Origin of the sequence: Massilia rhizosphaerae (assembly GCF_016093545.1) — a bacterium.
Lineage (GTDB): Bacteria > Pseudomonadota > Gammaproteobacteria > Burkholderiales > Burkholderiaceae_D > Telluria > Telluria rhizosphaerae.
Genome location: NZ_JADKYX010000015.1, coordinates 51,685 through 67,242 on the forward strand (window position 1 = coordinate 51,685; position 15,558 = coordinate 67,242).

General features: G+C 62.5%; 10 protein-coding genes. 6 read left to right on the plus strand and 4 right to left on the minus strand.

Features of this window, described 5'->3' with window-relative positions:
- Positions 1 to 203: 203 nt before the first annotated feature.
- The 6 genes from ISF28_RS20535 (at position 204) to ISF28_RS20560 (ending at position 8,908) form a co-directional block, all read left to right on the plus strand.
- Entirely contained in the window at positions 204 to 1,571 is a 1,368-nt protein-coding gene (locus ISF28_RS20535; RefSeq protein ID WP_198119045.1) for a UDP-glucose dehydrogenase family protein, read from the plus strand.
- Complete coding sequence (locus ISF28_RS20540) at positions 1,568 to 2,578, plus strand: NAD-dependent epimerase/dehydratase family protein (RefSeq protein ID WP_198119046.1); 1,011 nt, start codon at positions 1,568 to 1,570, stop codon at positions 2,576 to 2,578. Before ISF28_RS20535 ends, ISF28_RS20540 begins: the two co-directional genes overlap by 4 nt.
- A complete protein-coding gene (locus ISF28_RS20545) occupies positions 2,575 to 3,627 on the plus strand; it encodes a bifunctional UDP-4-keto-pentose/UDP-xylose synthase (RefSeq protein ID WP_198119047.1) in 1,053 nt (350 codons plus the stop codon). Before ISF28_RS20540 ends, ISF28_RS20545 begins: the two co-directional genes overlap by 4 nt.
- 262 nt (positions 3,628 to 3,889) lie before the next feature.
- The gene (locus tag ISF28_RS20550; protein WP_198119048.1) at positions 3,890 to 4,459 is read left to right on the plus strand and encodes a Spy/CpxP family protein refolding chaperone; all 570 of its coding nucleotides are present in this window, start codon (positions 3,890 to 3,892) and stop codon (positions 4,457 to 4,459) included.
- Positions 4,460 to 4,714: 255 nt separating this feature from the next.
- Complete coding sequence (locus ISF28_RS20555) at positions 4,715 to 6,748, plus strand: M13 family metallopeptidase (protein WP_370663476.1); 2,034 nt, start codon at positions 4,715 to 4,717, stop codon at positions 6,746 to 6,748.
- A gap of 93 nt (positions 6,749 to 6,841) precedes the next feature.
- On the plus strand, positions 6,842 to 8,908 hold the full coding sequence (locus ISF28_RS20560; protein WP_198119049.1) for a M13 family metallopeptidase: 2,067 nt from the start codon (positions 6,842 to 6,844) through the stop codon (positions 8,906 to 8,908).
- A gap of 82 nt (positions 8,909 to 8,990) precedes the next feature.
- Here the strand turns inward: ISF28_RS20560 and ISF28_RS20565 are convergent, their stop codons facing one another.
- The 4 genes from ISF28_RS20565 to ISF28_RS20580 form a co-directional block, all read right to left on the minus strand.
- Positions 8,991 to 10,424, minus strand: a complete 1,434-nt coding sequence (locus ISF28_RS20565; RefSeq protein ID WP_198119050.1) for a right-handed parallel beta-helix repeat-containing protein — start codon at positions 10,422 to 10,424, stop codon at positions 8,991 to 8,993.
- Positions 10,425 to 11,011: 587 nt separating this feature from the next.
- Entirely contained in the window at positions 11,012 to 12,787 is a 1,776-nt protein-coding gene (locus ISF28_RS30610) for a right-handed parallel beta-helix repeat-containing protein (protein WP_229519243.1), read from the minus strand.
- A 543-nt stretch (positions 12,788 to 13,330) separates the two neighbouring features.
- Positions 13,331 to 14,497, minus strand: coding sequence for a right-handed parallel beta-helix repeat-containing protein (locus tag ISF28_RS20575; protein WP_198119051.1), 1,167 nt, complete (start codon positions 14,495 to 14,497; stop codon positions 13,331 to 13,333).
- 61 nt (positions 14,498 to 14,558) lie between these two features.
- Entirely contained in the window at positions 14,559 to 15,452 is an 894-nt protein-coding gene (locus tag ISF28_RS20580) for a c-type cytochrome (protein ID WP_198119052.1), read from the minus strand.
- Positions 15,453 to 15,558 lie beyond the last annotated feature (106 nt).

Consider the following 15,558-nt stretch of genomic DNA (forward strand, 5'->3'; position numbering starts at 1 on the left):
ATTATGTAATGGTTTGCAATTTCTGGCGAAACGTGCGGTAGTTTAATAGCAAAAAAGCAAACGTGTAGCGTGCTCGTCAGAAATCTATGATAAATTCGTCTAGTTTTTAGCCCGGCGGTAAGGCCACCGGCCCATTCCCTCATGTGGCGAACCGGCATGCAGCGCGGGCGTCTCATTGTCCAACACCTCAATCTGTAGAAATCATGAAAATTTCAGTTATCGGGACTGGTTACGTCGGACTGGTGTCTGGCGCTTGCTTCGCCGACGTCGGCAACACCGTGCTGTGCCTGGATGTCGACACGCGCAAGATCACGATGTTGAAGGACGGGATCATCCCGATCCATGAACCGGGCCTGGACAACCTCGTCCAGCGCAACGCCGCCGCCGGCCGCCTGCTGTTCTCGTCGAACTACGACGATGCCGTCAGCCACGCCGACATCATCTTCCTGGCCGTCGGCACGCCGCCGGACGAGGACGGCAGCGCCGACCTGACCCACATCCTGTCGGCCGCGCGCAGCATCGGCGAGCGCCTGACGAAGCCGGCCGTGATCGTCGACAAGTCGACCGTGCCTGTCGGCACCGCTGAAAAGGTCAAGCGCGCGATCGCGGGCGAGCTCGAAAAGCGCGGCGTCAACGTGGCGTTCCACGTCGTCAGCAATCCCGAATTCCTGAAGGAAGGCGCCGCGATCGACGACTTCATGAAGCCGGACCGCATCGTGGTCGGCTTCGACGACTTTGAGGCGGGCAAGCAGATGCGCCAGCTGTACGCGCCGTTCAGCCGCAACCACGAGAAATTCGTCGAGATGGACATCCGCAGCGCCGAGCTGACGAAGTACGCGGCGAACGCCATGCTGGCCACCCGCATCAGCTTCATGAACGAGCTGGCGAACCTGTCCGAACTGCTGGGCGCCGACATCGAGGCCGTGCGCCTGGGCATCGGCATGGACCCGCGCATCGGCCCGGACTTCCTGTACGCAGGCATGGGCTATGGCGGTTCCTGCTTCCCGAAAGACGTCAAGGCGCTGATCAAGACGGCGTCCGACCACAAGCAGCAGCTGCACCTGCTGACCGCGACCGAGACCGTCAACGACGCGCAGAAGAACGTGCTGTACACGAAGCTGGTGCGCTTCTTCGGCGGCGCGGACAAGCTGAAGGGCAAGACGATCGCCCTGTGGGGCCTGTCGTTCAAGCCGAACACGGACGACATGCGCGAAGCGCCGAGCCGCATCCTGATCAAGTCGCTGTTCGACGCGGGCGCCAACGTGGTCGCGTACGACCCCGTCGCCAGCACGGAAGCGCAACGTGTCCTGGTGGCAGAACACGGCGAAGCGCTGTGCAACACCCGCCTGCGCATCGTCCCGTCGGCCCGCGAAGCCGCCGAAGGCGCGGACGTGCTCGTGCTGGTCACGGAATGGAAGGAATTCCGCGCGCCGGACCTGCCGTTCCTGGCCGAGACCCTGAAACTGAAGGCCGTGTTCGACGGCCGCAACATCTATGATCCGGAAGCCTTCAGCGCCGCCGGCCTCGTCTACGAAGGCATCGGCCGCCGCTCCGGGAAAGCCGCCCAATGACGGCAGCGAGCAATAAAGGCACGGTCCTCGTCACCGGCGCCGCCGGCTTCATCGGCAGCGCGGTGGCGGTGCGCCTGACCGCCATGGGGTACACCGTTGTCGGCTGCGACAATTTCAACGATTACTACGACCCGGCGCTCAAGCACCACCGCGTCGAAGCTTTGTTGAAGCCGGCCGGCGTGCCGTGCGAGACCGTCGAGCTGAGCGACGGCGAGCAGGTGGCCGCGCTGTTCGACCGTGTCAAGCCGGCGCTCGTCGTGCACCTGGCCGCCCAGGCCGGCGTACGCTATTCGCTGAAGAACCCGGCCGCCTACGTGCAGGCGAACCTCGTCGCGTTCGGCCACATGCTGGAAGCCTGCCGCAACCACAAGGTGGAACACCTGCTGTATGCCAGCAGCAGCAGTGTCTACGGCGCCAACGCCAAGACGCCGTTCAGCGAGGACGACGTGACGGACGCGCCGGTGTCGCTGTACGCCGCGACGAAGAAGTCGAACGAGCTGATGGCCCATTCGTACAGCCACCTGTACGGCATCCCGACGACCGGCCTGCGCTTCTTCACGGTGTACGGACCGTGGGGCCGGCCGGACATGGCGTATTTCAGCTTCGCGCGCAAGATGCTCGCGGGCGAGCCGATCCCCGTGTTCGCCGAGGGCAAGCTGTACCGCGACTTCACCTATATCGACGACATCGTCGAAGGTGTCGTGCGGTTGCTGTTCAAGCCGACCACGCCGGAAGGAAAGCCGCCGCACGCCATCTTCAACATCGGCAACCAGACGCCGGTGCAGGTGCTGGATTTCATCCGTACGCTGGAGGGCGCGTTCGACGTCAAGGCGCAGCTGGATTTCCAGCCGATGCAGCCGGGCGACGTGCCGGCCACGCATGCCGATACGAGCAAGCTGCAGGCCTGGGTGGGTTACAAGCCCACGACGTCACTGGAGGCGGGCTTGCGTGAATTTGCGCAGTGGTATAATCGGGCGATACGTGAAAATGTTTCCTACCTGAAATGAAAAAAGTCCTCATCCTCGGCGTCAATGGTTTTATCGGCCACCATCTCTCCAAACGCATCCTGGAGACGACCGATTGGGAAGTGTATGGCATGGACATGAGCTCCGATCGGATCCAGGATCTGCTCGCTAATCCAGTAACTAAGCCGCGCATGCACTTCTTCGAAGGCGACATCACCATCAACAAGGAGTGGGTCGAATACCACGTCAAGAAGTGCGACGTGATCCTCCCGCTGGTGGCGATCGCGACGCCGTCGACCTATGTGAAGGAGCCGCTGCGCGTCTTCGAACTGGACTTCGAGGCGAACCTGCCGATCGTCCGTTCGGCCGCCAAGTACAAGAAGCACCTGATCTTCCCGTCGACGTCGGAAGTCTACGGCATGAGCCACGACGCCGAATTCGACCCGGAGAACTCGGAACTGGTCTACGGTCCGATCAACAAGCCGCGCTGGATCTACGCCTGCGCCAAGCAGCTGATGGACCGCGTGATCTGGGGCTACGGCATGGAAGGCCTGAACTTCACGCTGTTCCGTCCGTTCAACTGGATCGGCGCCGGCCTGGATTCGATCCACACGCCGAAAGAGGGTTCCTCGCGCGTGCTGACCCAGTTCCTGGGCCACATCGTGCGCGGCGAACCGATCCAGCTGGTCGACGGCGGCCAGCAGAAGCGTTCGTTCACCTATGTCGACGACGGCATCTCGGCGCTCATGAAGATCATCGAGAACAAGGACGGCCGTGCCACCGGCAAGATCTTCAACGTCGGCAACCCGACCAATAACTACTCGATCCGCGAACTGGCCGGCATGATGCTGGACCTGGCCGCCGAGTATCCGGAATACCGCGACACGGCCAAGCGGGTGAAACTGGTCGAAACGAGCTCGGGCGCCTACTACGGCACCGGCTACCAGGACGTGCAGAACCGCGTGCCGAAGATCGAGAACACGGTCTCGGAACTGGGCTGGAAGCCGGAAGTCTCGATGCGCGACGCCCTCGTCAAGATCTTCGATTCGTACAAGGACAAGCTGGGCGACGCGGAGCAGCTCAATACCTGATCCGGTGCGCTGTCCATGTAAAGACAAAGGCTGCTTCGGCAGCCTTTGTCTTTTGCGCTGTCCGGGATGCGTCCATACAAACTCCCGGTTCCTGTAAATCCGTGTATCCCCCAACAAACAGCGCGTAAGCATTTGTAAAGTGCCCGGACAGGGTGGGGAGAGGGGCATATAGTTCTCATCAGTTTTTCTCTCTCTCCACTCTTGAAGTGGTCTTTGCCCACGGTTCCCCCACCGTGGGCTTTTTTATGCCTGGAGCTTGAAGATGACCCCGTCCCGGTTTGCCCGTGTCCTCCTGTGCGCGTTCGCCATCGGCAGCGCCGCCCCGTCGTTCGCCGTTCCCTTGATGGACTTGCGGGTCGACGACTTGCTGTTCATGTCCGCCGACGTCAAGAAATCCCTGAACCTCACGCCCAACCAGCAGACGCTGTGGAACCAGATGGAAGGCCGCTCGCGCTCCATCCTGCGCGAGCGCCTGCGCCGCCGCGAGGCGCTGCAGGAACAGGCCAAGGCGCTGCTGGCCAAACCGGACGTCGAATTGCGCGACCTGAACCGGGCCGTCGAGGCGGAAAGCGCGGCGACGAACGCCGAGGACAAGCAATTGCGCGAAGCGTGGCTGGAAGTGAACGACGCGCTCGACGACAAGCAGCGGGTCCAGGTGGCGACCTTCGTCGGCGAACAATTGATGCGCGTGGTGCCGGACGGGCATCCGGGCGGCGAGCGCGGCGGGGAACGTGGTGGCGAACGCGGCAACAGACGCATGGGCGGCCACGGCCGCGGCGGCATGGGCGGCATGGGCGGACCCGGCGGCGCGTCGATCAATTTCGGCGGCTGAACGGCCCGGGCATGCATACCATGTATCGTTAAGTAAAAAACGCCCTAAACCTGCATCCTGGCCATTCTTCCCCGCTAGAATTGGTTTGATCCAGGCAGCAATGCAGCTGCTGCCGCCTTCTTCAGTTACCAACTTCTTCACGCGCTGCGACACAAGATGTCGCAGATGCCCAACCGGCCCGGATTCGGCAAGCCGGGCCGTGTTACATTCGCCGATGGCCACAAGCCGCTTTTACCCGCATCACCAAGGACTTCCGTGAAACGAAACCTTCTCAGCACCCTGACCCTGTCCATGCTGGCCGCCTGCGCATCCGCGGGCGCCGCGACGACGGACCGTTCCGGCATCGACACGCAATACATCGACCCGAACGTGCGCGCGCAGGACGATTTCTTCGCTTACCTGAACGGCAAATGGCTGAAGGCGACCGAGATTCCCGCGGACCGGTCGAGCTGGGGCACTTTCATGAAGCTGCGCGAGGACACGCAGCCGCAACTCCTCGGCATCATTGACGCCGTCCGGCAGGACCCGCACAAGAAGCCGGGCACCGACGCGCAGAAGATCGCCGACTTGTACGCCAGCTTCATGGACGAGCACAGGCTCGAGACGCTGGGCTACAAGCCGCTGACCGGCGAGCTTGCCCGCATCCGCACGCTGAAGGACAAGAAGGGCGTGCCGGACCTGATCGCGCACCTGGCCAGGATCGGCGTCGCCACCCCGTACGGCATCGGCGTGGCGCAGGACGCCAAGGCGTCGACGAAGTACGCCGCCTACGTCCGCCAGGGTGGCCTCGGCATGCCGGACCGCGACTACTACCTGAAGCTCGATGACGCCAGGATGGCGGCCACCAGGGCGAAGTACGAGCGGCACGTGGCTAACATCCTTGCGCTGGCCGGCGACAAGGACGCGCAAGCGAAGGCGCAAGCCATCGTCGCGTTCGAGACCGCGCTGGCCAAGGCGCAGTGGACGAAGGTCGAACTGCGCGACCCGAACAAGAGCTACAACAAGATGGACGTGGCCCAGTTGACCGCGCTGACGCCGGGCTACGACTGGAAGACGGCGCTGGGCGCCGCCGGCGTGGGCAACAAGGTCGGCTACGTGATCGTCGGCCAGCCGAGCTATCTGCAAGCGTTCGACAAGGTCCTCGCGGACACCGACCTTGAAACCGTCAAGGCCTATTTCCAGTGGCAGCTGCTGCACGAGTACGCGCCCTACCTGTCGCAGGCCTTCGTCGACGAAGATTTCGACTTCTACGGCAGGACGCTGACCGGCGTGGACGTCAACCGTCCGCGCTGGAAGCGCGGCGTGGCCGTCGTCGAAGGGGCGCTGGGCGAGGCGCTGGGCCGCGAATACGTGGCCAAGTACTTCCCGCCGGAGCGCAAGGCGCGCATGGAGGAACTGGTCAAGAACGTGCTGGCCGCCTACCGCGAATCGATCGACCACCTCGACTGGATGGGGCCCGACACCAGGAAGGAAGCCCAGGCCAAGCTGGCCAAGTTCACGCCCAAGATCGGCTACCCGAACAAGTGGCGCGATTATGCGCGCCTGGCGATCAAGCAGGACGACCTGGTCGGCAATGTCGAACGCGCCGCGATCTTTGCCTACAACCGCAACGTCGACAAGCTGGGCAAGCCGATCGACCGCGAAGAGTGGGGCATGACGCCGCAGACGGTGAACGCCTACTACAACTCGCGCATGAACGAGATCGTGTTCCCGGCCGCGATCCTGCAGCCGCCGTTCTTCGACGCGCAAGCCGACGACGCCGTGAACTACGGCGCGATCGGCGCCGTGATCGGCCACGAAATCGGCCACGGCTTCGACGACAAAGGCAGCCAGTCCGACGGCGACGGCAACCTGCGCAACTGGTGGACCGCCGAGGACCGGGCCCGCTTCAAGGCCAAGACCGACATGCTGGTCAAGCAGTACGACGCGTTCGAACCGATCCCGGGCTACCACGTCAACGGCGCCCTCACGCTGGGCGAGAACATCGGCGACAACGCCGGCCTGGCCATCGCCTACAAGGCCTATAAAATCTCGCTGAAGGGCGAGCAAGCACCCGTGATCGACGGCCTCACCGGCGACCAGCGCTTCTTCATGGGCTTCGGCCAGGTGTGGCGCTCGAAGATGCGCGAGGCCCAGCAGGTCGTGCAGGTCAAGACCGACCCGCACTCGCCGGGACGGTTCCGCGCCAACGGCACGCTGCGCAACCAGGCCGCCTTCTACGAGGTGTTCGGCGTCAAGGAAGGCGACAAAATGTACCTGCCGCCGGAGCAGCGCGTCACGATCTGGTAACAAAAAACCATCGCCATCAGCGATAATCGGGGACGGCGGTACCACCGCCGGCCCCACCCATCCCACCCATAACAACCCGAGGGAGATGAAGAGATGAAGAAGCACTATCTGTTGAGCGCCTTGACCCTGGCGCTGTTTGCCAACGCCGGCCATGCGGCGGAAGGCGCCGCCGCCAAGAACACGGCGATCAAGAAGGGCCACACGCTGGCCGCCGGCATCGCCACCGAATACATCGATCCGTCCGTGCGCCCGCAGGACGATTTTTATGACTACCTGAACGGCAAGTGGATGAAGACGGTCGAGATCCCGGCCGACAAATCGAGCTGGGGCTCGTTCGCCAAGCTGCGCGACGACACGCTGCCGCAGCTGCGCGGCATCATCGAGAAATCCGCCGCGGGCAAGCCGGCCAAGGGCACGGACGCCCAGCGCATCGGCGATTACTACGCCAGCTTCATGGACGAAGCGAAGCTGGAGCAGCTGGGCATCACGCCGCTCAACGGCGAACTGGCGAAAATCGCCGCGCTGAAGGACAAGTCCGAGCTGCCCGCGCTGCTGGCGCACCTGGCCAGGATCGGCGTGAACGTGCCGTACGACTTCGGCATCCACCAGGACAACAAGGACTCGACCAAGTACGTCGCCGACATCTACCAGAGCGGCCTGGGCATGCCCGACCGCGATTATTACCTGAAGGCGGACGACGCCAAGCTGGCCGACGCGAAAGCCAAGTACCTGACCCACGTCGAGAAGGTCCTGGCCATGGCCGGCGACAAGAACGCCGGCGCGGACGCGAAAGCCATCGTCGACTTCGAGACGGAGATCGCCAAGGTGCAGTGGACCAAGGTCGAACTGCGCGATCCGGTCAAGGCCTACAACAAGGTGGCGCTGGCCGACATGGCCAAGGTCGCCCCGGACTACGACTGGAGCAGCTACCTGCAGGCCACCGGCATCGCCGGCAAGACGACCTATGTGATCGTCAGCCAGCCGACCTACCTGAAGGGCTTCGCCGAGATCTCCAACAAGACCCCGCTGGACACCTGGAAGGCCTACCTGACGATGCACCTGGTGGACGCCTACGCGAACTACCTGAACAAGGCCTTCGTCGACGAACGCTTCGATTTCTACGGCAAGACCCTGTCGGGCGTGAAGGAGATGGAACCGCGCTGGAAGCGCGGCGTGGGCGCGATCGAGCGTTCGCAGGGCGAGGCGTTGGGCAAGCTGTACGTCGCCCAGTACTTCCCGCCGGAGCGCAAGGCGCGCATGGAAGCGCTGGTCAAGAACCTGCTGGCCGCCTACAAGCAGAGCATCGACAAGCTGGATTGGATGTCGCCGGCCACCAAGAAGGAAGCCCAGGCCAAGCTGGCCAAGTTCACGCCGAAGATCGGCTATCCGAACAAGTGGAAGGATTACTCGGCCCTCGTCGTCAAGCGTGACGACCTGGTGGGCAACGTGATGCGTTCGCGCGACGTCGAGTACAACCGCGAGCTGAATAAACTCGGCAAGCCGATCGACCGCGAAGAGTGGGGCATGACGCCGCAGACCATCAACGCGTACTACAACCCGGAGATGAACGAGATCGTGTTCCCGGCCGCGATCCTGCAGCCGCCGTTCTTCGACGCGAAGGCGGACGACGCGGTCAACTACGGCGGCATCGGCGCCGTGATCGGCCACGAAATCAGCCACGGCTTCGACGACCAGGGCGCCCAGTACGACGGCGACGGCAACCTGCGCGACTGGTGGACGGCTGAGGACCACAAGAACTTCAAGGCCAAGACGCAGATGCTGGTCAACCAGTACAACCAGTTCGAGCCGCTCCCGGGCTACCACGTGAACGGCGAACTGACGCTGGGCGAGAACATCGCCGACAACTCGGGTCTCGCCATCGCCTACAAGGCCTACAAGATCTCCCTGAAGGGCAAGAAGGCCCCCGTGATCGACGGCCTGACGGGCGAGCAGCGCCTGTACATGGGCTGGGCGCAGGTGTGGCGCATGAAGATGCGCGAGCAGCAGCAGATCGTCCAGGTGAAGGTCGACCCGCACTCGCCGGGCCAGTTCCGCGCCAACGGCACGCTGCGCAACCAGCCGGGCTTCTACGACGCCTTCAAGGTCAAGCAGGGCGACAAGATGTACCTGGCGCCGCAGGACCGCGTGATCATCTGGTAAGCGCCGGGTCGTCAACAAAAAAAGGCCGCGAAATTCGCGGCCTTTTTTGTCGGCGCCGTCGGACGGCGCCGGGGCGGGGCGATTACTGCGTCACGCTCGAGTACCAGCACGACTTCACGTAGCCGTGCGCCGGATCGCCGAACGTGGCGTTGTTGCAGGCGACCGGACCGGTCAGCACTTTCGACGTGTAGACCGTGCTGGTGCCGTAGCGGACTTCGCGCTTGCCGCTGTACGAGCAGGTGCCGTTTTCTTTCGCGCACAGCGTCCACGTCGGCGTCGTGGTCGTGGTGGTCGTGGTCGCCGTCGTGGCCGCTTCGTACGCGCCGATGTCGAGCAGGCCGACCACCGGACGCGCATCGCCCGAAGCGACGGACTTGTATTGCGCGACCGGCGTCAGGGACACGCCCGCGGCCGACGTGCCCGGCGTGGACGCGGTATTGATCATCAGCGAACCGGTCGGATGCAGGTCGTACGCGGCGCGGTTGACGAAGCTCGGCGCGGCGGCGCGATAGTTGGTCTTGTCGATGGTCGTCGACTGGGTGCTGAACGTGCCCACGCCGCCGAAGATATTGTTCTGGGCGAGGGCCGCGGTCGGCACCTTGCCGCTGACGAACAGGAACGTACCGCCGCTGCCCATATCGTTCAGGAACGTGTTGTTGACGACGTACAGGTTGCTGCCGGTGTTGGTCGCGCCTTCTTCGCCGTAGGCCAGCATGGTGGAGTTCGAATTCGACGCCGGCTGCTGGATGACGTTGCCGATCACGTAGGACATGCCGGCGTTCGGCAGGTCGATCTCGAACGACGGCTTGCCGGCGGCGGTGCTGCCCGTTTCGCCCGGGTTCAGGCTCGAGAAGCGGCTGTACGCGATCATATTGGTGTTCGCGCGCGATTTCAGGTTGTGGCCGACGTTGGCGTCGTGCGAGAAGCTGTAGCGGAACGTCAGGCTTTTCACGTGGCCGATGTACAGGTTGTGCGACTGGCCGTCGCCGGCGCCGTTGTGGCCGAACTCGCTGTACTCGATCAGGATGTCGCTGTTCGTGTTGGCATTGGCCAGGATACCGTTCTGGTTATCGTGGATGAACGCGTTACGCAGCGTGAAATTGGTGGCTTCGAGGCGGAAGGCTGCGCCGTTCGCGTCGGGCACCTTCGCGCCAACCATTTCGACGTTGTCGACCGTCAGGTTGTTGCCGTCGACGACCCACGTGCCCTTGCCGCCGGCGTTCTTGCCCGCAGCGTCGATTTTCGGACGGCCGTTGACGCCGCGGATGGTGAGATTGTTGCGGTTGATGTAGCAGACGTCGCCGCTGTAGGTGGTGTTACCGGTGATTTCGATGACGTCGCCATCGTGGGCGGCAGCGATGGCCGCGCACGGTTTTGCATAGGTCTTGCCCGGACCGACCGACAGCGTGGCTGCGGAAGCCGTCGCCGCACCTGCGAATGCCAGCAGAACGGTAGCGGTCAGACGCGATGCGGAAAATTGGGTGTTGCGCGATGCGATTTGACGCAGTTGTTGCATGTCGATGTCCTCGTAAGCAAGTTCTTGTCAGCAGTTGTTCCTGCTGGAAAGTTGCAGAATACGAGTTTTGAGATCGACGCTTTGTAACGAAGTGTAACCGAAAATAACTAAAGAGCAATCCTGAAAAGAGGCTAATGAATGTTCCTTTTAGCGTTATTTAGTAGAGCTAAAGAACATTTACTGGTCAGTCTTTCTAGCCATGGCGGCAAGAAAAAACAGTCCAGATCCTTACTTTCCCTATGGAATGTAATTTCCGGTGGCAAATTTACCGACAGAGCCAGACTGACAATATGCATATCTGTTCGGTAAGTGCCGAGATCCCGGTCATTGTCGAAATGACTTCGAAAATAATTTTCGAAATCAAGCCGATGTTGCGTGAACGCCGCATTTTATTTGTGAAAAAGGAGTGATGGCGTTCAACATCTGCCGTGAATTTACAGAAAAAGTTCAGGCATGGAAACTATTTTCGGAAAAAGCGTTGTTTTCGCGGTAATTGCAGGCAGCTAAGCCGTATTTCGGACGCCGCAAAAAGAAAAACGCGGCACGAGGCCGCGTTCTGCAAGCGGGGCGGAGCCCCGGTCAGTCCATTACTGGTAGCTGCACGACTTGACCTGGCGGTAAGCCGGATCGCCACCGAACGCCGTGTTCGTGCATGCGATCGAGCCGGTGACGGTCTTGCTCGTGTAGTAGCCGTTGGCGCCGTAGCGGACCAGGTGCGTGCCCGAGAACGAGCAGACGCCGCCTTCGGTCGCGCAGCCTGTCCAGCCGTCGCTCGTTGCGGTGGCCGTCGTGCCGCTCGTGCTCGAGGTCGCGACCAGGTCGCTGGAGTAGCTGCAAGTCTTGAGCTGGCCGTGTGCCGGATCGCCGAACACGGTGTTCGAGCAGACGACGGAGCCGGTGAAGGTCTTGGTCACGAACGAGGTGCCGGCGCCGTAGCGGACTACGCGGGTGCCGGTGAACGTGCAGGTGCCGCCTTCGCCGGCGCAGGCGATCCACGACGACGACGATGCCGTGACCGTGGGTGCCGTCGCGGTCGAGCTCGAGTAGCTGCAGGTCTTGGCCACGCCGTGGATCGGATCGCCGAACACGGTGGACGTGCACGGCGTCGCGCTGGTGATGATTTTCGACGTATAGATGCCGTTGGCGCCGAAGCGGACTTCACGGGTGCCGCTGAACGAGCAGGTGGCGCCTTCGGCGGCGCAAGTCGTCCAGGTGACCGTGGCCGCATTCGCAAGGTCTCCGGTCGCTTCATAGGCGCCGATGTCGAGCTGATTGGCCACCGGACGGGCTTCGCCGTAAGCGGTCGCTTTATATTGAGCGACCGGCAGCAGCGACACGCCCGAGGCGGACTTGCCCGGATCCGTGGCGGCATTGATCACGAGCGCGCTGGCGGTCGGATGCAGGTCCCAGTTGGCGCGGTCGACGAAGCCCGGCGCGACGGAACGGTAGTTGCTCTTCTGGATGGCGCTGGCCTGCGTGGTGAGCGTACCGATGCCGCTGAAGATATTGTTCTGGATCAGTGCCGGGGTCGGCACCTTGCCGCTGACGAACACGAACGTACCGTCGCCGTAGTCGTTCAGGAACGTGTTGTTGACGACGTACAGGTCGCTGCCGATATTGGTCGCGCCTTCTTCGCCATAGGCGACGATGGTCGGATTCTGGTTGGCCGCCGGCTGTTCGATGACGTTGCCGATGATGTAGGACGTGCCGGCGTTCGGCAGGTCGATCTCGTACGACGGCTGGCCGCTGGCCGTGCTGCCGGTCTGGCCCGCCGGCGTGCTCGAGAAGCGGCTGTACGCGATCATGTTCGTATCGGCACGCGACTTGAGGTCGTGGCCGACGTTGGCGTCGTGCGTGTAGCTGTAGCGGAACGTCAGGCTCTTCACGTGGCCGATGTACAGATTGTGCGTCTGGCCGTCGCCGCGGCCGTTGTGGCCGAACTCGCTGTACTCGATCAGGATGTTGCTGTTCGTATTGGCATTGGCCAGGATGCCGTTCTCGTTATCGTGCAGGAACGCGTTACGCAAGGTGAAATCGGTGCCCTGCAGACGGAAGGCCGCGCCGTTGCCGTCCATGACTTTAGCGCCGTACATTTCGACGTTGTCGACGGTGAGGTTGTTGCCGTTGACGACCCAGATACCTTTGTCGTTGGCGCTCTTGCCGGCCGCATCGATCTTCGGACGGCCGTTGACGCCGCGGATCGTCAGGTTGTTGCGGTTGATGCTGCAGACGTCGCCGCTGTAGGTGGTGTTACCGGTGATTTCGATGACGTCGCCGTCCTGGGCCACCGCGATGGCCGCGCAGGGTTTGGCGTAAGTTTTTCCCGGGCCGACCGACAGCGTGGCTGCGGAAGCGGAGGTCACACCTGCGAAGGCCATCAGAACGGTGGCAGCCAGGAGTGAATGGGGACGCAGAGTGTGCATGGGATTCCTCGTAAAGTTTCTGTGCGGGAAGTAATTCCCACGGGCAATACGGAGGATACGAGGTTTCCAGAGCATGACTTGTAACGAGATGTAACAGCGGTTGTTGAATTTAAAAGACCTGGCGCAAGAGGATCGATGCATTGACTGCAATTATTCGTAGCAAAAATTCCATCTTGATGACTTTTTGAACATTTCATTCGGTTTGAAGTCGTTTGTGTTTCCTCAACTCAATTTTTATTCTTCCTATGAAACTTCCGGTTTTGAAAGCAACAAATTAAAAGTAGAAGTTTGGCAAGAAGCGGTAGCGTTTATGCATGCACTACTTCTTTCGCTTTTTTGATGGAGATCAACGGGAATAACGCTCGTGGACGCGAAATGTTGCGTATAAGCGTCAATCAGGGAGTGCGCTACGGCGCGACGGGGTATGGCGGGACAGCGGTGCGACCGCGGGGGCGTGGCGCACCGCGCGACGCGTCCTTGGGTTCAGCGTCGGGCAGCCTCCGCCCGGCGGTCATTGTATGCGGCACCTTTCGGATCGATGCCGCTCGACCATGGATCGGATGCGGGGCCCGCTTTCCGGACCACGTCATTGACGAGCGGCCGCAACGTAAAGCCGGCACGGTCGATGAATCCCGGCTTTTCCACGCGGCGGTTGTCCTTCTGGATGGCGCCGGCTTGCGATGTCACGTTACCGGGGCCGCCGAACACATTGTTCTGGATCAGGGCCGGCGCCGACACCTTGCCGCTGACGAACAAGAACGTGCCGCCGGTGAAATCGTTCAGGAACGTATTGTTGATGACATATAAATCGTGGCCGGGATTCGTCGCGCCTTCTTCGCCGTAGGCGACGAGGGTGGAGTTGTCGTTGATGGCCGGCTGTTCGATCACGTTGCCGACGATGAAGGACGTGCCGCCATTCGGCAGGTCGATCTCGTAGGAGGGCTTGCCGCTGGCCGTGCTGCCGGTCTTGCCCGGTGGCGTGCTCGAGAAGCGGTTGTACGCGATCATGTTGACCATCGCACGCGACTTGAGGTCGTGGCCGATGACGGCGTCGTGCGAATAGTTGTAGCGGAAGGTCAGGCTCTTGGCGCTGCCAATGTACACGTTGTGCGTCTGGCCCGTGCCGCTGCCGTTGTGGCCGAATTCACTATGCTCGATGACGATGTTGCTGTTTTTATTGGCATTGCTCAGGATGCCGTTCTCGTTATCGTGGATGAAGGCCTGGCGCAACGTGAAATTCGTGCCTTCCAGGCGCAGCGCAGCGCCATTGCCATCCGGGACCTTTGCGCCCAGCATCTCGACGTTCTCGACCGTGATGTTGTTGCCGGTGACGACCCAGGTACCCTTGCCGCCGTGCTGGTGCCCGGCGGCGTCGATGGTCGGACGGCCTTGCACGCCCCGGATGGTCAGGTTGTTGCGGGCGATGGCGCAGACGTCCCCGTTGTACGTCCAGTCGCCGACGATCTCGACCGTGTCGCCGTCCCTGGCGGCGCCGATGGCGGCGCACGGGGCGACATAGGTCTTGCCCGGACCCGCCGACAGGGTGGCGGCGCCGGCGGCGCCGGTCATGGCCAACAGCAGGGATGCGATCGACAGGCCGGCCAGCGAGGGGGCCGGGGTGCGCGCGACGAGGGGGTACAACGGTGACACGTCAATTCCTTATTTGTTTCGTTACCATAAAAAAACCGTCCCGCAGGACGGTTTTTTTGGTTTATTTCGCTGCCGCGACCATGTAGTCCACGGCGGCCTTTACGTCGGCATCGGGTGCCGAGGAACCGCCCTTGGGCGGCATCGTGCCGAATTCGCCCTGGAAACCCTTGATGGCATGCTGGTACAGCGTGTCCTTGCCTTGGGCGATACGGGGCGCCCAGGCCGCCTTGTCGCCGAATTTCGGCGCCCCGGCGATGCCGGCGCCGTGGCACGCCGTGCAGGTCGCGTTGAACAAGGCCTTGCCGGCCGCGTTGTTGCCCGCTATGGCCGGGGTCGCGATTGCCCCGGCGGTGGGCGGCGTGCCCGGCGTCGCTGCCGGCTGGGCCGGTGCCGGCGCGGCCGCTGCAGGTGCCGCCGCGGTCGGCTGCGCCGCAGCGTTGGCCTGGGCCGGCGCTTCCGGTTCCTTGAACTTGGCACCCGCCTGGTTGGCCATATAGGCGACCGCGCGGGCGACTTCGATATTGTCGAGATCGGGATTGCCGCCCTTGGCCGGCATGGCGCGGATACCTTGTATCGCGTGCTGGACGAGGGTGTCGTAGCCCTGGGCGATGCGGGCGCTCCAGGCACCGGCGTCGCCGAACTTCGGTGCGCCGGCCGCACCGGTGCCGTGGCAGGCGACGCACACGGCGTTATACACGGCCTGGCCCGATTGCAGGACCTTGGGCGCGTTCACATCCTTGAACGCAAACCCTTCCTCGGCCACCGGGCGCACGCGCGCGGCGACGGCCTGCGCGCTCTGGCTTTCGGTCCCGGCGCCGCCCAGCGGCTTGTTGGTGGCAAAGGTCACCAGCAAGATGATGCCGAGAACGATGACCAGGAAGAAACCAGCCACCACAATGATGAGTTGCTTGGGGGTCCGGATGAAGGATTGGGGGTCGGTGTGTGCGTCGCTCATGATTTCCTTAATACAAATTAAAAAAACCTGCTGCTGCCCTACGGATGATTATCCAAATGCAATGCGTCCGGGCGATTATAGACGCAAAGACTTTTAATGGAAACGC

Excerpts from the sequence above, each read along its gene's own strand:
- ISF28_RS20535 (WP_198119045.1), top strand. The coding sequence starts at position 204 with ATGAAAATTTCAGTTATCGGGACTGGTTACGTCGGACTGGTGTCTGGC.
- ISF28_RS20540 (WP_198119046.1), top strand. The coding sequence starts at position 1,568 with ATGACGGCAGCGAGCAATAAAGGCACGGTCCTCGTCACCGGCGCCGCC.
- ISF28_RS20545 (WP_198119047.1), top strand. The coding sequence starts at position 2,575 with ATGAAAAAAGTCCTCATCCTCGGCGTCAATGGTTTTATCGGCCACCAT.
- ISF28_RS20550 (WP_198119048.1), top strand. The coding sequence starts at position 3,890 with ATGACCCCGTCCCGGTTTGCCCGTGTCCTCCTGTGCGCGTTCGCCATC.
- ISF28_RS20560 (WP_198119049.1), top strand. The coding sequence starts at position 6,842 with ATGAAGAAGCACTATCTGTTGAGCGCCTTGACCCTGGCGCTGTTTGCC.
- ISF28_RS20565 (WP_198119050.1), bottom strand. The coding sequence starts at position 10,424 with ATGCAACAACTGCGTCAAATCGCATCGCGCAACACCCAATTTTCCGCA.
- ISF28_RS20580 (WP_198119052.1), bottom strand. The coding sequence starts at position 15,452 with ATGAGCGACGCACACACCGACCCCCAATCCTTCATCCGGACCCCCAAG.